We start from the raw sequence: 15,439 nt of genomic DNA, 5'->3' as shown, positions 1-15,439 counted from the left end.
CGCTGTCATGGCAGCGCGTCACACCGACCCCAGCGAGGCGGCCAACGGGATCACCCCCGAGCTGGCCCGCCGGATGCCGCGCCTGCTCCAGGCGATGGAGGCCATCGGCGGCGACGTCGAGCTGCACAGCATGCTCGACCGCATCGTCACCACCGCGGCCGAGCTGGCCGACGCCCGTTACGCCGCGCTGGCCGTGCTCAACGAGGACGGCAGCGGCGTGGGCGAGTTCGTCACGCACGGGGTGGACCCGCACGCGCACACGGCGGTGGGCCGGCTCCCCGGCAGCTCGGGGCTGATCCGCGCCATGCTGGAGAGCACCGACAGCACGGACGCGATGCTGGTGGACGAGCTCGCCGCCGACCCACGCTTCGCGGGCTTCCCGCCCGGTCACCCCACGATGCACTCCATGGTCGGCGTGCCCATCCGGGTGTACGGCGCCGCCTACGGCGCGCTCTACCTCGCCGACAAGGCCGAGGGCCGGTTCTCCGCCGACGACCTGCAGATCCTGCGGGTGCTGGCCACCGAGGCGGGCATCGCCGTGGGCAACGCCCGGCTCTACGAGGCGGTCCGGCAGCAGGCCCGTTGGATGGACGGCAGCCTGGAGCTGTCCACCTCGCTGCTGTCCGGGGACGTCGACCACGCGCTCGCCGTCGTCGCCGAACAGGCCAGGCGGCTGGCCGGCGCCGCCGTCGGCGCGGTGCTCGAGCCGACCGACCGCGCCGGGGAGCCGAGCACCGATGCCCTGGACGCCTCCTGGGTGTCCGGCGGCGGCAACCTGGAGATCGTCGCGGTCAGCGCCGACGAGCCGGCCGGCCTGCTCGGCACCGTCGTGCCCGCCGACACGCCCGCCGCCCGCCGGGTCCTGGCCGGCGAGCCGATCTTCATGGACGAGCCGGCGGACGCCGGCGAGCCCGCCGACCCCGACGCCGACCTGTTCGTCGGCGCCGGGCTGGCGCGGCGGTTCGGCCCCCGCATGGCCCTGCCGTTGGCCAGCGACGGCCGGACCATGGGCGTCCTCGCCCTGGCCAGGGGCCCCGGCGGCGCGCCGTACTCGGTGCCGGAGCGGTCGCTGGCCACCCAGTTCGCCCAGCAGGCCGCGCTCGCCCTGGTGCTCACCCGTTCCCGGGTGGACCGCGAGCAGCTGGCCGTGCTGGAGGACCGCGACCGGATCGCCCGCGACCTGCACGACCTGGTGATCCAGCGGCTGTTCGCGGTCGGCATGATGCTGGAGGGCGCGCAGCGCGGCGCCCGTTCCGAGGCCCCCGACATCGCCGGCCGCATCGAGGCGGCGGCCCGCGAGCTGGACGCCATCGTGCAGGAGATCCGCACCGCGATCTTCGCGCTCCAGCACGAGCCCGACGAGGCGCCCACCGGGCTGCGCACCCGCGTGCTGCGGGAGACCGGCGCCGCCGCGCAGACCCTCGGCTTCACGCCCTCGGTCGGCTTCCGGGGAGCGGTGGACGCCCGGGTGCCCGGCGAGGTGGCGGACCACCTGGTCGCGGCCCTGCGCGAGGCCCTGTCCAACGCCGCCCGGCACGCCCGCCCGACCCGCCTCGAGGTGACCGTCGAGATCACCGACGGCTCGGTGCGGATGGTCGTCGCGGACAACGGGGTCGGCATGCCGGAGGCGATGGACCCCGTGGTCCGCGACGGGACCTCCCCCACCCCGGGCGGCGGGGGAGGGTTGCGCAACATCCGCCGCCGCGCCGAAGGGCTCGGAGGATCCGTCGAGATCGGCCCCGGCCTCGAGGGCACCGGCACCGCGCTGATCTGGCAGGTGCCGCTCACGCCGGGTACGTTGCCGGCATGACGGAACGGGTGACTGGACGCACCGTGGTGATCAGCGGCGGCGGCACGGGCATCGGCCTGGCCACCGCCCGCCGATTCGCGCGCGACGGCGACACGACGGTGCTCGTCGGGCGCCGCGCCGACGTGCTGGAGCGCGCCGCGGCCGACATCGAGGGCGCGACGGCCTGTCCGGCGGACCTGGCCGAGCCGGAGGAGGCCGCCCGGGTCGCGAAACTGGTCGCCGAGCGCTTCGGCACGGTGGACGTGCTGGTCAACAACGCGGGCGGCAACGGCACCCGGGAGCCGGGCCCGGACGGCGACGACCGGCTGGGGGCGGTGGCCCACGAGTGGACGGTGAACCTCCGCAGCAACGTGCTCACCGCCGTGCTGCTCACCGAGGCGCTGCGCGACCGGCTCGCCTCGCCCGGCGGCCGGGTGCTCTTCCTGTCCTCCATCGCCGCCTACCGCGGTTCGGGCTCCGGCGCCTACGCGGCCAGCAAGGCGGCGCTGCATCCGTATGCCTTCGACCTGGCGCGGGCGCTGGGCCCACGGGGCATCACGGTCAACGTGGTCGCCCCCGGAGTCATCGACGACACCGAGTTCTTCGGCGGGCGGATGACCGAGGAGCGGCACCGGACGCTCGTCGCGCAGACCCTGAACGGGCGCGCCGGCGAGCCCGGCGACATCGCCGAGACCCTGCACTGGCTCGCCTCGCACGCCGCCGGCCACGTCACCTCGCAGGTGCTCCAGGTCAACGGCGGCGCCGAACGCGGCCGCTGACGGCCCGGCCGACCCCTGGTCCGCGCGCCGGCGGCTCAGCCCGCCGGGCTGCCCTTGTGCCGCTGGTAGTGGCGGGCCACCCTGGCCCGGTTGCCGCAGGAGGGCTTGCACCACTCCTGCCGGCCGTGCGTCTTCAGGTAGTACCGCACGCAGCGCGGCGCGGTGCAGGCGCGCAGCTTCTCGCGGTGCGGCCCCGACAGGAAGTCGATCGCGGCCGTCGCGAGCGCGGCGGCCAGCCGGACCGCCGGGTCGGGCTCGGCCGACCGGTAACTGACGCTCGGCGCCTCGTCGTCCGGGGCCCAGACGAGCCGGGGCACGAACGCCGCCCGCTCGGCCGCCTCGTTGAGCACGGCCAGCGCCCGCTCCTGGGGCAAGAGCCGGTGCGCGTCGGCCGGGCTCGGCGGCCCCGGCCGCACCGCGCGCGCGAAGAGCGCCCGCACCGCCCGGCGCACCCCGAGCACCTCGGCCAGCGCCGCGTCGTTCGCCACGAACCCGCGGGGATCGACCACGGCGTCCAGCAGTGCGGCCTGCGCCCGCACCCAGCCGGCCAGCCCGTCGACGTCGGCGAGGTCGTCGGCCACCCCGCCGTCCCCGTCGTGCCGGATGGTGCTCGCCAGTTCCAGCGCCAGGTAGCGGTCCACCGCCTACCCCCTTCCGTTCCGAGCCCGGTCCAGCCTATCGTGCTTCCTAACGGAAAACTGTGCTTCATTCATTAGATCCACGAGTCTCACGAGAACGAAGGGGAGACCGGACGATGGTGCTCCTGGCCCAGATCAGCGACCTCCACCTCGACGGCACCCGCCGCGCCACCGAACGCGCCCGCCGGGTCATGGACCACCTGCGAGGGCTCCCCCGCCCGATCGACGCCCTGCTCGTGACCGGCGACATCGCCGACCACGGCGCCCCCGCCGAGTACGCGGAGGCCGCGGACCTGCTGGCCGCGCCGTTCCCCGTGCTGGCCTGCCCCGGCAACCACGACGACAGGACCGCCTACCGCGAGACCCTGCTCGGCGACACCGGCGAGCACGCCGACGACGCCAAGGCCCCCATCAACCGCGCGCACCGGGTCGGCGACGCGGCCGTGCTGATGTGCGACGCGACCATCCCCGGCCGCGACGAGGGTCTGCTGGCCCCCGAGACCCTCGACTGGCTGACCCGGACGCTGGCCGACCTGCCGCGCGCCACCCCCGTGCTGATCGCCTTCCACCAGCCGCCCGTGGCGCTGCACCATCCGCTGGCCGACGGCATCCGGCTGCGGCACCCCGAGGACCTCGCCGCGGTGCTCGCGGCGTACCCCAACGTCGCCGCCGTGCTCACCGGCCACGCCCACACCGCCGCCGCCTCCACCTTCGCCGGCCGCCCGCTGGTGGTCGGCCCCGCGGTGACCTGGACGCTGCGGCTGCCCTGGGAGGGCGACCGGCCCGACGACCGCGACCAGCCACCCGGCATCGCCTTCCACGTCCTCGACCGGGATGCGGACACCAGCACCAGCGCCGGCGCCGGCGCGACAGACGGCGGGTGGAGGCTGACCACCCACTTCCGCGTCGTGCCCTGACCCGGCGTCCCGCGATGCCACCCGACCACGCCGTCGCCGGCTTCCTGGCGGCCGTGTTCCCGCTGATCGCCACCCCGGGCGCCAGCCTGACCCTGCTGGTGCAGAGGGTGGGCCGCGACGGCCGCCGGCAGGCGCTCCCGGTGATCCTGGGAACCGCCAGCGGCCTGTACGTGCACGCCACGCTCGCCGCGGTCGGCCTGTCCGCGCTGGTGATGCGCTCGGGACAGGCGTTCACCGCGCTCCGCCTGGCCGGCGCCGCGTACCTCGTCGCGCTCGGCCTCTGGACATGGCGCACGCACGCGACCCGCGCGCCCACCCGCGGCCGGCCCGGATCCCGCCGACCCCGCCCCACCGAGTCGACGGGCTACGTCCAGGCGCTGCTCGGCAACGTCCTCAACCCGAAGGCCGCGGCGATCTTCCTGACCCTGGTGCCGCAGTTCCTGGACCCGGACCGACCGCTCGTCCCCCAGATCTACCTGCTCGCCACCGCCCAGGTCGGCCTCCTCACCTGCTGGCTGCTCGCCTGGACCGTGCTCCTCGGCCACGCCGCCCGGGCACTGCGCTCGCCCCGCTTCACCGCACTGCTGGGTCGTGTCACCGCCGCGGTCCTCGTGCTGCTCGGCCTCCGCGCGGCTACCAGCTGGTAACTCCGGTTCGCCCGTGGGGTCTTGTGTTCGAAGGTGTTCGACATCAGGCTGTCGCGGGTCAGCTCGGTCAACGACGTGTGGAGGTCGTGAAGATGAGACGGTACGCCCGGACTGCGGTCGGTGCGACGATGGCGGCGGCGGCCGCGTTCGGCACCTGCCTGGCGGGAGCGCAACCCGCGGGCGCGGACGTGAACGACTGCGTGGTCTACCCCGAGCCGCCCTACGGCTCGGTCGGCGGGGGCGGCGTGACCTGCCCGGCGGGCGCCGGCGACTTCACCTTCCGCGCCGTCGTCGACTGCTACGACGGCTACCCCAACCCCTCCAACCCGCAGTTCGTCGGCACCTACTACGGCCCCTGGACCCAGGCCAGCGCGACGACCGAGACCAGCTCGACCGTCCAGTGCCACGGCCACGTTCCCGGCTCCGGCATCGGCTTCAACACCCGCATCGAGGTGCAGTAGCCACATACGGGTGGACCCGTCTCCGTTCGATCGCGTTCGGCATGATCGTCTGCTTACCGTCCGTCCCATGAACGACCAGCAGCACGCGCCGGACGCGACCGCGCGGCGCGACGCCATCGACATCAACGACTTCGTCTACGCGGCGACGGGCGGCCCGCGTCCGTCGCCTCACCATGCCGGACGGAGACCACTGGTTCCCGGCGGTGGACGTGGCCACCGAACTCGGCTACGCGAACACGCGCGCCGCCGTCGCCCGACACGTCCCCGCGGAGCAGACTCGGCGGCTCTCACTTGTTCTCCAAAGCGTCAGTCCTCGTGACGCTTTGAGCAGATTCGCAGGTCACAGCCTCAAGAAATCGAATCTCATGGTGACCGTGAAGGGCCTCGTCCGCCTCGTCAACGGCAGCACCAAGCCGGAGTCCGAAGCGTTCGAGAACTGGGTCACCGAGGTGATCGTCAGCGTCCAACGCGACGGTGTGTACACCCTTCGCCAGGCCGAGATCCAACCCGCCGATCCCCAGACCCCGACCGCCTACGCCATGCCCGAGCAGGTCGCCGACGCCATCGTGCGGCTGGAGGAGCGCTCCGTGCGCAGCGACGAGGAGCTCGCCGCGCTCACCAGGGACGCGAACCGGCTGCGCTGGGACCAGGTGAGCGTGCTGCGCACCATCGCGGAGGCCCAGCAGCGGTCGGTGGTGGCGATGCAGAACCTGGTGCGGGACCAGACCCGCTCGCTGGACCGGGTCGCGGACGTGTTGGAGCGCATCGCCGACGGGCTGCCGCCGCGGCCGGCGCCGCCGGCGGAGGCCGCCCTCACCGCCGACCAGTTGCTCGCCGCCTGGCGGGAACGGCTGACGATCACCGACGACGTGTGGGCCGTCGCCGTGCTCCTCGCACCGCCCCTGGCCGAGGACGGCGAGGCCAGGATCAGCGTCGCCGCCCTCGCCGCGCGCACCGGGCTGAGCGAGGCGCGGGTGCACGACGCGCTGCGCTTCCTCCTCAGGCGCCAGGCCATCCGGCAGACGGGCAACACCCCGGACGGCGCGCCGATCTACCAGGTGCACCACCCGTAGGGCCGTTGCCGTCCGCCCCGGCGATGAGTTTCGGGCGGCGGCCCGGTCTACCTCCCCATGACGACGCAACAGCACATGCTCGACCTGGAACCGGTGGCTCGCGAGCTGTCGGGGCTGCTCGACGGCGTGGCGGACGACCAGTTCGCGCTGGCCACGCCCTGCGAGAACTACACCGTGGCCGGCCTGCTCCGGCACCTGCTCGGCCTGACCGTCGCCTTCCGGGACGCCGCCCGCAAGGATCTCGGGCCGACGACCCAGACGGACCCGGGTGCCACGCCTCCGCCGCCGATTCCCCACGACTGGCGCGGCGAGCTGCGGCGGCGGCTCGACGAGTTGGTGGTCGCCTGGCGGGATCCGGCCGCGTGGGAGGGGGAGACGCAGGCCGGCGGGGTGGCGCTCCCGTCCGTCGTCGCCGGACAGGTCGCGCTCAACGAGGTGCTGCTGCACGGCTGGGACCTGGCCCGCGCCACCGGCCAGCCCTACCACTGCGACGAGGCCAGCGCCCGCGCGTCGATCGCCCTGCTGTCCCAGTCGGCCAGCGACGCGGAGCGGGTGGGCACGGGCTTCGGCCCGGTCGTCGTGGTGCCGGACGACGCCCCGCCGCTGGACCGTGCCGTCGCGCTCGGCGGACGATCGCCGTCCTGGTCCCCGCCGGCCTGACGAACGGCCCAGGACGGCCACCCGACGGCCACGCGACGGCGCCCGGTGGGGACACGCTCCGTAAGGCCCTCCGCCCCGCCCGCCGTTGCGGCCGTCGAACCGCACGCGGTGAACTGCAGGACATGACCACGAACCGTGTGCTCTACCTGCTGGCCTGCGCCGCCCGACCCGCGCTCACCCTCGGCCCCGTCATCGACGAGGCCAAGGCGGCGGGCTGGGACGTCTGCCTCGGACTCACCCCAGCCGCCGAGCGCTGGGTGAGCGACCAGCTGCCGGAGCTCGAGAAGTTGACCGGCAAGCCGGTCCGCAGCCGCTTCAGATTCCCCAGCGAGCCGGACGTGTGGCCGCACGCGGACGTGGTGCTGGTCGCCCCGGCGACGTTCAACACCATCAACGAGTGGGCTCTGGGCATCGCGAGCAAGTTCGTCGTCGGCTACGCCGTCGAGGCCCGCGGAAAGGGCGTCCCGGTCGTGACCATGCCCTGCGTCAACGAGGCCTACGCGCGGCACACACGCTTCCTGTCCAGCATCGAGACCCTCCGCGACATGGGCATCCGCGTCCTGCACGGCGACACGGGCCCCGCCCCCCACGAACCCGGCCAGGGCCCCCCACCCCCATACCCCTGGCACCTGGCCCTGGCCGCCCTCCCGAAGCCCACCCCGGCCTAGGTCCTGGCCGTCCCCGGCCCGCGATGGGCCCCTTGAGGGCCTGGGGAGGCGTCCCATCGCGGGCCGGTTCCGCCAGTCAGTCGGCGAGGGGGAGGTAGAGGCGGTTGCCGTGGTCGGCGAACTCCTGGGACTTCTGGGCCAGGCCGGCCTCGATCTCGGTCATCGTGGCGCCGTGGTCCCGGCGGATCTCCTGGGAGATCTTCATCGAAAAGAACATTATCGGTCCACACACATTGCCTAGACTGGCCTGGTCAGCGCGAACATCAGGCCAGGGGAGAGCAGATGGCAACGCGTGCGGAGATCATCAGCAAGCTGCGCGGCACGCCGGAAGGGCTGCCGCCGATCGACGACGTACGGGCGATGCTGGCGGAGAACCCGGAGCTCAAGTGCGTCGTCTGCTACGCCCGCATCTCGTTCGACGGCCGAGCGAAGGACGCCCACGGCATCGAGGACCAGCACCGGGAGATGGCGGAGCACGCCCGGAGGTTCGGATGGTTGGTCGTCTACCGCTACACGGACAACGACAAGAGCGCCAGCAAGGAGGAGGTGATCCGGGAGGACTTCGAGCAGTTGATCACGGATCTCGCGGCCGGACAGACGCCCGAGGGCTACCCGATCCACGGCGTGATGGCGATCAACGACGACCGGCTGTACCGCCGGCCCGGTGACTGGGAACGCTACCTACGCGCCTTCACCGCCCATGAGGGCCGCGTCTACCACGACTCCAACGGCCTCCAGGACCTCTACGCCGAAGGGTTCGAGATCAAGGGACTGGTGGGCGTGGCCATGTCCCTGGCGGAGACGCGGAAGAAGCAGCGTCGGGCCCGCAACAGCCACCGCAACCGCGCCATCCGTGGCCAGTCCGTCGCCGCCTGGCGCCCGTTCGGCTGGGAGGACGACAAGGTCACGCTCCGACCGAGGGAGGCCGACGCCATCCGCAAGGGCGTCCGTGACGTGATCGCGGGGGCGTCCGTCTCGGAGATCACCCAGCAGTGGAAGGACACAGGTCTTGTCACGAGCAAGGGCAACGCCTTCCAGTACATGGCCGTCAAGCAGATCCTGATGAACGCCCGGCTGTGTGGCTATCGGGAGATCAAGGGTGAACTCGTCCGAGACGGCGATGACCAACCAGTCGTCGGACAGTGGCAGCCGATCATCACTCCCAAGGAGTGGTTCGCGGTCGTCTCGACGATCAGAGGACGCGGCAACGGCACCGGAATGCCTCGCGGTGGAGTCGTGCACAAGTACCTGCTGACCGGCCTACTCCGCTGCGGCTACGTGCACGACGACGGCACCGTCTGCAACAACAAGATGATCGGCGTCAAGGCCAACCAGTGGCTGACCTACCAGCACGGATACCTGTGCAAGAAGAGCGTGGACGGCGGTTGCAACAAGACGTACAAGCGCGGAGACAAGACGGACAAGTACATCGAGGAGCTGGTCATCGCGAAGCTGGAGGCCCAGGCCGCCAGCAGGGCGCAAGAGGTGCCGGAGTGGGGTGGTGAGGAGGACCTGGCCCGCGCCGTGCAGAGCCGCAAGGAACTCGAACGTCGCTGGCATGAGGGCAACATCGACGATGAGACGTTCTTCCGGAACCTCCCGACGATCGAAGGCAGGGTGAAGAAACTCCGGGAGGAGCAGGCCGACTACCTTGCGAAGAAGGCGGCAGCGGAGGCGGTGGACGCCAACATCGCTGAGACGTACCGGACGCGCACGCTGTCCCAGAAACGGGAACTGATCAGGAGCGTCCTGCATGCCGTGATCGCTCGACCCGGAGGCAAGGGCAGGAAGCCGTTCGACGTCGAGCTACTCACTCCCGTGTGGAAGACGTCCTCCGAGTAAGGGCCAGGCCCAGGATCTCCCCGATGCGCCGCAACTGCTCGTCTGAGAGCGTCGGCGAGTCGTGCACGTGCCTACGAATCCAGGCCCGCGCCTTCTCCTCCTCCGAAAACTCCCGCGTTCCCTCACCGCTCAGCCGACATCACCGCCCACCGCATCGCGAGCTATCTCGCGGTTCCGCGCCAGGTCTTCGGCGATGCCTGCGGCGATGAGGGCGGCGCCGGGGGTGTGGCCGGAGCCGATGTAGCGCCAAGTCGACTCTGTGATGGTGCCTAGTTCGGTCGACTGATCGACAGGTTGGCAATGTTGGGCGCGTTCCTGGCGGAGCGTGGTGTAGGTGGTGGAGTAGGCGCGTGACTTGGTGAGGATGTGGCCCCTGTAACCGAGGGTGTGAGCCCAGGAGCGCAGCCTGTGTGGCGCCAGTTCGCGTAGGGCGCCGAGGCGCCAACAGGTCGCCATGAGGGCGCGGACGTGGGGCGAGACATGGGCCAGGGCGATGTCTCGGCTGGCCGTGATCCGGTGGTCGAGGCCGGCGCCGGTGTCGGCCGCTCCCTTGGTGATGTACTTCGCGACGTACGCGGCCACGGCCTCGTCGTTGAGCGCCTCGGGAGCGCTGGACGCGCGCAGCGGGCGGACGTCGATCTGTGCGCCCCACCGCAGCAGGTGCTCTCCCAGGGCCGGCGCGTGGGGTGCCCGGAGGTGAACGGCCGCCGCAGCAGAGCGTACGCAGTCGCCCAGGACGTCAGTCCCGATCCCGTCGGGAGGCGGATCACCAGGGCCGCCGGCGCCGTCGAGGCGGATGACGGCGTGCACGTGGACGGCCGCACGCCGCTGGTACTCGGCGACTTTGGCGTAGGAGACCCGCAGGGCCCGCCGCAGAGCCGCACGAGTCCGGCCGGTGTGGGTGGCGAGGCGGTGATAGAGGTTGTCGGTGAACGCCTTCCACAGCCGTCCAGCGTGCGCGTGCCACAGGACGTGGCCGACGTAGTCGTAGCAGTCGGGACACAAGGGTTGGCCGACAAGCGAGTCATGCGGGGAGTGCTCCACAGGGCAGCTCAGCGGGCGGCCGTGTTCACACGAGGGTCCGCCGCGGCGCGTTCGGCAACGGCCCTGTTCGGTGACCCGATGGACGGGTCCGAAGCTCGGCGCGGTGAGGGTGACGAACAGCCGCGGATGCGCGCGTACGGCCTCGGGGACGTTCTTGCCGCCGAGGAGGCCGGAGCGCACGAGATGGTAGGTGTCTCCGGCGTGGAGGCGGGAGCAGGCCGGGCAGACGGTGGCACGGCGGTTGCGGCAGCGGATGAGGAGGCGTTCGCCGGGTTCGCGGCTGGTGTCGTAGTGGTGGAGCAGTTCGCCGGTGGCCACGTCGGAAGTAGTGGTCTGGCCGGTCAGGTGGACAGGGTGCGCGCAGCCGCCGGTGGCGATGACCTGGTCGAGCCAGCGCGGGAAGAGTGGATCGTTGGCCAGGCGGATGACGTCCTGGTCCGCGTCGGGGAGCCGGGGCAGGCGCGCCGCCGGTTGGTGGACGGCGCGCCTGTCGGCCGTGTTGACGTGCTCGGGGGTGATGGCGGGTCCCTTCCGGGGTGGGCCGCCGAAGCGGCCGGGGCGAATGGCGTGGGGTGGATGTGGTGCATAGCGATCACTCCTCGGTGTGGTGGGTGGGGATGGTGGTCAGCGGATGTTGCCGGCGCCTCGGCAGATGCGGCAGCGGCGACGCCGGCCGGTCCATGTGGTGCGGGAGCCCTCTCCCTTGCAGGCGGGGCAGCGCACGCGGGGCATGGGCACGGTGGCTTCTCCTTCCGTGAGGGGGTCAGGTGTGGAGGAAGCCGCCAAGCAGCCACTCGACGACGGCGATCACGGTCCAGCCGATCGGGGTGAGCGCGACGTAGAAGCCGAACAGGCCGACTACCGACGCCTCCCACACCCGCACCTGACGCGATCGGACGAGCAGGACGACGACGATGCCCAGCACGACCACCAGGGGCATGGCCGTGTTCATCGAGAGACCGGGAGAGTCGTTGTTCACCGCTCCTCACCCCGATCCCCGCGTTCCTTGGCGAGGGCCAGCAGCGGCAGCCGAGGCGTCCGGTCGGCGTGTTCGAGGGTCGCCTTCCGAGCATCGTCGGGAGTGGTCAGGTAGGTGCGGCCCCGAACCCACCCGCCGGAGTCGGCGACCGTCACAGCGACGCCCTGTTCATCGGTGCGGATGGACTGAGCTACGGCTACGGCGTCCTTGTGAAGGTCGCCCAGGGCCATCTCCGCTGTGCCCGGGTCGTTGACCCGGTGGCAGACCCGGCCGCCGAGCTGGGCCCGCAACGCGGTCACACCCGGCCCGAGATCGGAGCCGACCCGTTGACCCGCGATCACGAGGTAGACCCCGAGCGCGGCGCCGAGCTGGGCCAGGCGCAGCAGGTACGTCGAGCACTGCTCCGCCTCAGCCCGCTCCTCCCGCGAACCGTTCGTGAGGTACAGCTCCGCCAGCTCGTCGACCAGGACCACGACCGGCACCGGTCGCGCTTCGTCCTCCAGGTCCCAGATGGAGCGGGCCCCAGCCGCACGGCACAGGTACATGCGCCGCTGGATCTCGTTGACCAGCTCACCCAGGACCTCCACGGCCTGACGCCGGGTGGTGGCCAGCACCGTGAGGCGGTCCGCGAACAGTGCCAGTTCCATGCCGCCCTTGCAGTCGATGCCGACCAGGGCAACACGTTGCGGAGCGAGTTGGGCGACCAGTCGGGCCAGCAGCGTGGACTTCCCCGACCGGGTGGCGCCGACGATCAGCCAGTGCGGCACTCGGCGGAAGTCCACCCGCCATACCCCGCCCGTCTCCAACAGCCCCAGCACCACCGAGAGCAGCACGGCAGGCTGCCCGCTGGCCTCGTGCGGCGCGGCCAACGGATCGGATGCCGACGCGGTGAGGGTCACAACCCCGCGTTCAGGCGAGTCCACCCGCACCGCATGCGCCCGCCAGGCGTGCGCTAACGCGTCAGCCGCCTGGAGGAACGGCGCCGGAGTCTGCCCCGGCCGCAGACGAACCCTCACCCGGACACCACCCGGCACCGGCCGCGGAAGACCCAACCGCGGAGCGACGCCGCGCAGTGCCTCACCCCGCACCACCAGGTCACCCAGCACCCGGCGCGCAGGCTGATAGGAGACAGTCAGATCGTTGACCTGACACACCTTCCGCCACGTGGTCACGACCCGTATCGCCATGCTGGGGTAGCCGGTGAGGTACCAACGCCACACCGGGTGCCGCTCGGTGATCTCCCGGCCGGCCACCAGCACCCAGGCCAGCGCCGCCAGGGCGAAGGCATACACGACGGCGTCCATCAACTACCCCCGCCCTTGACCGCCGCTGCGGGCGGATGCACGGGGGTGATGGCCGCTGCGCGGAAGCTGATGCCGTGCCGTTCGCCCATGGCCCAGGCGAACGCCTCCAGGCCGGTGACCTTGACTTCGGCCCCCTCCACGACGCCCTTGGGCTCACCAGGGACGGCGATTTCGATCACCGAGACCCGCCGGCCTTCCTGCCGGACCATCACTGCCACGGTGTAGACGGTGTTGCCGTCCCGGTCCTTCTTCACCTCCTGCGTCTCGAAGTTGCTGATCTTCACTTCCGGCGCGACGGCGCACCGCAGCACGCCGAGCCGGGAGATGTCCACGGGAATGGACTGCATGTGGGTTGGCCTCCTTGGCCGCTCACGACACCAGACTCCTAGCCTGACGTCACTCGTCCTTACGAGCTGCGAGTATGCAGAACCTTGACGCCCAGAGGCAACCACTTATGCTGACGAGTGACGTGAGAGAGATGCACGACACACCACCCGCGAGGAGAGGGCCACCCAGTCATGGCAGAGATCCAGCGCCCCGGAGCGCTCTACCGCCAGGTCGCCGCCGCCATCCGCGAAGCCATCGCCGCAGGCGAGTACGAACCCGGCAGCCCACTCCCCTCAGAAGCGCAGCTCATCGCCCGCTACGAGGTCTCCCGCCCCACCGTGCGCAACGCCATCTCCGCCCTACGCGCCGAAGGACTCATCGAAGTCATCCACGGCAAAGGCAGCTTCGTCCGCACCGCCCCCACCCAACTCACCACCCTGGACCGCACCATCACCCAGGACGAAGACGGCACCTTCCACACCGGCCTCGACACCTGGCAACTCCTCGAAGGCCCCACCGTCCACCGCACCCACACCACTCCGGAGACCGGCCGACTCCTTGGCCTCCCCACCGAGGAACCGCTATTCGGCGTCGACCGCCTTTACAACCACCCGGACACCGGCACCCGCCTCGCCCACCGCACCCTCATCCCCTACGCCACCGCTGAAGACACCGAACTCGCCGACCACCCCGACACCGACCCCGCAGCCAGCTACGCCATCCTCACCAAGGCGGGTCACACCCTCACCTGGACCGAAACCACCCGCGCCCGCATGCCCTTGCCCGACGAACGCGAAGCCCTGCACCTCCCCGACGCCACCCCGGTCCTGCACACCACTCGCGTCACCCATGGCACTGACGACCGCCCGCTGATCCTCGAAGAGCTACGGGTCAACGGCGACCACGCCCGAACCGCCTACCGCATCACAGCCCGCACCCCGCACCACCTACCCGTCACCCAGCCCTGACCCGTTGAACTGAGCCTCATACTCAGCGATCCGGGCCCGAATACGCGGGTCATCTGCGCACTCGGACGGAAGAACGGTGGTGCGCCACACCCAAGCCACGACAAGCTGATCAACCGTCAGCCCCACCGCCCCCGAGAGGTCGACGCGGGACAGGATCGCCCCCTGCAAGTGGGCGTCGCGCAGGTCTGTTCCCTCCAGGCCGGCGTGTTGCAGCTCCGCTCCCTCCAGGTGGGCACCGATCAGGATCGCCTCCTTCAGGTGGGCACCGCGCAGGATCGCCCCCTCTAGGCGGGCGTCAAACAGGTGCGCTCCCTCCAAGCGGGCAGCGACCAGGATCGCCTCCTTCAGGAGGGCGTGGCGCAGATCTGCTCCCTCGAAGCGGGCAGCGACCAGGATCGCCTCCTTAAGGAGGGCGTGGCGCAGATCTGCTCCCTCCAAGTGGGCGTAGTCCAGGGCAGCCTCCTTCAGGTGGGCACCGCGCAGGTCTGCTCCCTCCATGCGGGCGCGCCTAAGGATCACACCCTCGAGGTGAGCGTCGCGCAGGTCCGCCCGACGCAGATCGGTGTGGGCGAGGTTGATACGGAAGGATTCGTCTCGTCGGGGACGCCTGCACAAGACGGTAAGAGCCGCCTGCACGTGCTCCTCAGGGGATTGTTCTGTGTCCTCAGCATCGGGATCGGCTTCCAGTGGGGGCGCCGGTGCATGATGACGGATGTAGGCGGCCAGGACTTCCACGACGGTGGGATGGTCCCTCTCGGAATCGCGCATGATGCGCTCCAGGGCGTAGATGCCGCCCAGGCGCTCCGTCATGTTCTCGGAGCCAAGGAGCTTGATCGCTTCGACGTACCGGCCGGTGACCTGACCCTCCCGAGTCAGCTCAGCTTCCTGCCGGTCCTTCTCCCGCGTGTGCTCGAAAAGTTCACGCGTGTGTTTCAGGTTCCGGTCGGTGTAGTACAGGCCCAGCCCTGCGACGATGCCCGCGCCGATCGCCACGAGCGTGGTACGGAAGCCGGTGATCACCACACCGTCAGCCGGTTCAAGGTCCGTCTCCCGTAGATGGGCACCGTCGAACCACCACGGGCCTTGCCACAGCAGCGCGAAGAAGACCACGACACCGATGCCAGTGAATCCCCACCCCACGATCCGCCTCATGAACCCCGTTTTACCAGCCCGCGCTGAGCCCCACCGTCCCTGCGGCTGACCAGCCCGCACGCCTCAAGCGGCTTCTTTGTCGAAACCCGTCTTCACTTCCTCAAGGGCGCGCCTCGCTGCGCGCCGGGCGGCCCTGACGTCCCTGGCCGGGCGTGCGGCCTGGCGGCCGGTCCCGGCCGGGCGCCGCCGCC

17 protein-coding genes are annotated in these 15,439 nt (G+C 71.4%); 10 read left to right on the top strand and 7 right to left on the bottom strand.

Going from position 1 to position 15,439, the window contains the following annotated elements:
- Positions 1-7: 7 nt before the first annotated feature.
- Together ABGB06_RS14235 and ABGB06_RS14230 are read left to right on the top strand one after the other, a co-directional pair.
- Positions 8-1,810, top strand: coding sequence for a GAF domain-containing protein (locus ABGB06_RS14235; RefSeq protein WP_347588986.1), 1,803 nt, complete (start codon positions 8-10; stop codon positions 1,808-1,810).
- Positions 1,807-2,568 carry an SDR family oxidoreductase gene (locus tag ABGB06_RS14230; protein WP_347588984.1) on the top strand — a complete coding sequence of 254 codons (762 nt, stop codon included), beginning with the start codon at positions 1,807-1,809 and terminating at the stop codon, positions 2,566-2,568. The genes ABGB06_RS14235 and ABGB06_RS14230 overlap by 4 nt, the downstream gene beginning before the upstream one ends.
- Before the next feature lie 35 nt (positions 2,569-2,603).
- On the opposite strand, the gene ABGB06_RS14225 is transcribed toward ABGB06_RS14230, so the two are convergent.
- Positions 2,604-3,209 carry a CGNR zinc finger domain-containing protein gene (locus tag ABGB06_RS14225; protein ID WP_347588982.1) on the bottom strand — a complete coding sequence of 202 codons (606 nt, stop codon included), beginning with the start codon at positions 3,207-3,209 and terminating at the stop codon, positions 2,604-2,606.
- Positions 3,210-3,322: 113 nt separating this feature from the next.
- On the opposite strand from ABGB06_RS14225, the gene ABGB06_RS14220 reads away from it, so the two are divergent.
- The 6 genes from ABGB06_RS14220 (at position 3,323) to ABGB06_RS14195 (ending at position 7,632) form a co-directional block, all read left to right on the top strand.
- Positions 3,323-4,123, top strand: a complete 801-nt coding sequence (locus ABGB06_RS14220; protein ID WP_347588980.1) for a metallophosphoesterase — start codon at positions 3,323-3,325, stop codon at positions 4,121-4,123.
- A 14-nt stretch (positions 4,124-4,137) separates the two neighbouring features.
- Positions 4,138-4,770, top strand: a complete 633-nt coding sequence (locus ABGB06_RS14215) for a LysE family translocator (RefSeq protein ID WP_347588978.1) — start codon at positions 4,138-4,140, stop codon at positions 4,768-4,770.
- 92 nt (positions 4,771-4,862) lie between these two features.
- Positions 4,863-5,231, top strand: a complete 369-nt coding sequence (locus ABGB06_RS14210; protein ID WP_347588976.1) for a hypothetical protein — start codon at positions 4,863-4,865, stop codon at positions 5,229-5,231.
- 173 nt (positions 5,232-5,404) lie between these two features.
- Positions 5,405-6,304 (top strand): Bro-N domain-containing protein, encoded by a 900-nt coding sequence (locus tag ABGB06_RS14205; protein ID WP_347588974.1) that lies wholly within the window; start codon positions 5,405-5,407, stop codon positions 6,302-6,304.
- Between the two features lie 57 nt (positions 6,305-6,361).
- Positions 6,362-6,964 (top strand): TIGR03086 family metal-binding protein, encoded by a 603-nt coding sequence (locus tag ABGB06_RS14200; RefSeq protein ID WP_347588972.1) that lies wholly within the window; start codon positions 6,362-6,364, stop codon positions 6,962-6,964.
- 122 nt (positions 6,965-7,086) lie between these two features.
- Positions 7,087-7,632 (top strand): flavoprotein, encoded by a 546-nt coding sequence (locus ABGB06_RS14195; protein ID WP_347588970.1) that lies wholly within the window; start codon positions 7,087-7,089, stop codon positions 7,630-7,632.
- Between the two features lie 76 nt (positions 7,633-7,708).
- On the opposite strand, the gene ABGB06_RS14190 is transcribed toward ABGB06_RS14195, so the two are convergent.
- The gene (locus ABGB06_RS14190; protein WP_347589204.1) at positions 7,709-7,837 is read right to left on the bottom strand and encodes a hypothetical protein; all 129 of its coding nucleotides are present in this window, start codon (positions 7,835-7,837) and stop codon (positions 7,709-7,711) included.
- A 77-nt stretch (positions 7,838-7,914) separates the two neighbouring features.
- Here ABGB06_RS14190 and ABGB06_RS14185 point away from each other — a divergent pair, with 77 nt between their 5' ends.
- Positions 7,915-9,474: a recombinase family protein gene (locus ABGB06_RS14185; protein WP_347588968.1), complete on the top strand. Its 1,560-nt coding sequence runs from the start codon at positions 7,915-7,917 to the stop codon at positions 9,472-9,474.
- A gap of 129 nt (positions 9,475-9,603) precedes the next feature.
- Here ABGB06_RS14185 and ABGB06_RS14180 read toward each other — a convergent pair whose 3' ends face one another.
- From ABGB06_RS14180 to ABGB06_RS14165, 4 genes are all read right to left on the bottom strand, one after another.
- On the bottom strand, positions 9,604-10,938 hold the full coding sequence (locus ABGB06_RS14180; protein ID WP_347589198.1) for a replication initiator: 1,335 nt from the start codon (positions 10,936-10,938) through the stop codon (positions 9,604-9,606).
- A gap of 343 nt (positions 10,939-11,281) precedes the next feature.
- Complete coding sequence (locus ABGB06_RS14175; RefSeq protein WP_347588966.1) at positions 11,282-11,497, bottom strand: hypothetical protein; 216 nt, start codon at positions 11,495-11,497, stop codon at positions 11,282-11,284.
- On the bottom strand, positions 11,494-12,801 hold the full coding sequence (locus tag ABGB06_RS14170) for an FtsK/SpoIIIE domain-containing protein (protein ID WP_347588964.1): 1,308 nt from the start codon (positions 12,799-12,801) through the stop codon (positions 11,494-11,496). Before ABGB06_RS14170 ends, ABGB06_RS14175 begins: the two co-directional genes overlap by 4 nt.
- A complete protein-coding gene (locus tag ABGB06_RS14165; protein ID WP_347588962.1) occupies positions 12,801-13,148 on the bottom strand; it encodes a hypothetical protein in 348 nt (115 codons plus the stop codon). The genes ABGB06_RS14170 and ABGB06_RS14165 overlap by 1 nt, the downstream gene beginning before the upstream one ends.
- A gap of 171 nt (positions 13,149-13,319) precedes the next feature.
- Here ABGB06_RS14165 and ABGB06_RS14160 point away from each other — a divergent pair, with 171 nt between their 5' ends.
- Complete coding sequence (locus ABGB06_RS14160) at positions 13,320-14,096, top strand: GntR family transcriptional regulator (RefSeq protein WP_347588960.1); 777 nt, start codon at positions 13,320-13,322, stop codon at positions 14,094-14,096.
- On the opposite strand, the gene ABGB06_RS14155 is transcribed toward ABGB06_RS14160, so the two are convergent.
- A complete protein-coding gene (locus ABGB06_RS14155) occupies positions 14,076-15,248 on the bottom strand; it encodes a pentapeptide repeat-containing protein (protein WP_347588958.1) in 1,173 nt (390 codons plus the stop codon). The genes ABGB06_RS14160 and ABGB06_RS14155 overlap by 21 nt on opposite strands.
- Positions 15,249-15,439 lie beyond the last annotated feature (191 nt).

Origin of the sequence: Streptomyces sp. B6B3, assembly GCF_039871525.1 — a bacterium.
GTDB lineage: Bacteria > Actinomycetota > Actinomycetes > Streptomycetales > Streptomycetaceae > Streptomyces.
This window is presented reverse-complemented; position numbering and strand designations above follow the sequence as displayed.

Excerpts from the sequence above, each read along its gene's own strand:
- ABGB06_RS14235 (WP_347588986.1), top strand. The coding sequence starts at position 8 with ATGGCAGCGCGTCACACCGACCCCAGCGAGGCGGCCAACGGGATCACC.
- ABGB06_RS14230 (WP_347588984.1), top strand. The coding sequence starts at position 1,807 with ATGACGGAACGGGTGACTGGACGCACCGTGGTGATCAGCGGCGGCGGC.
- ABGB06_RS14220 (WP_347588980.1), top strand. The coding sequence starts at position 3,323 with ATGGTGCTCCTGGCCCAGATCAGCGACCTCCACCTCGACGGCACCCGC.
- ABGB06_RS14215 (WP_347588978.1), top strand. The coding sequence starts at position 4,138 with ATGCCACCCGACCACGCCGTCGCCGGCTTCCTGGCGGCCGTGTTCCCG.
- ABGB06_RS14210 (WP_347588976.1), top strand. The coding sequence starts at position 4,863 with ATGAGACGGTACGCCCGGACTGCGGTCGGTGCGACGATGGCGGCGGCG.
- ABGB06_RS14205 (WP_347588974.1), top strand. The coding sequence starts at position 5,405 with ATGCCGGACGGAGACCACTGGTTCCCGGCGGTGGACGTGGCCACCGAA.
- ABGB06_RS14200 (WP_347588972.1), top strand. The coding sequence starts at position 6,362 with ATGACGACGCAACAGCACATGCTCGACCTGGAACCGGTGGCTCGCGAG.
- ABGB06_RS14195 (WP_347588970.1), top strand. The coding sequence starts at position 7,087 with ATGACCACGAACCGTGTGCTCTACCTGCTGGCCTGCGCCGCCCGACCC.
- ABGB06_RS14190 (WP_347589204.1), bottom strand. The coding sequence starts at position 7,837 with ATGAAGATCTCCCAGGAGATCCGCCGGGACCACGGCGCCACGATGACC.
- ABGB06_RS14185 (WP_347588968.1), top strand. The coding sequence starts at position 7,915 with ATGGCAACGCGTGCGGAGATCATCAGCAAGCTGCGCGGCACGCCGGAA.
- ABGB06_RS14170 (WP_347588964.1), bottom strand. The coding sequence starts at position 12,801 with ATGGACGCCGTCGTGTATGCCTTCGCCCTGGCGGCGCTGGCCTGGGTG.
- ABGB06_RS14165 (WP_347588962.1), bottom strand. The coding sequence starts at position 13,148 with ATGCAGTCCATTCCCGTGGACATCTCCCGGCTCGGCGTGCTGCGGTGC.
- ABGB06_RS14160 (WP_347588960.1), top strand. The coding sequence starts at position 13,320 with ATGGCAGAGATCCAGCGCCCCGGAGCGCTCTACCGCCAGGTCGCCGCC.
- ABGB06_RS14155 (WP_347588958.1), bottom strand. The coding sequence starts at position 15,248 with ATGAGGCGGATCGTGGGGTGGGGATTCACTGGCATCGGTGTCGTGGTC.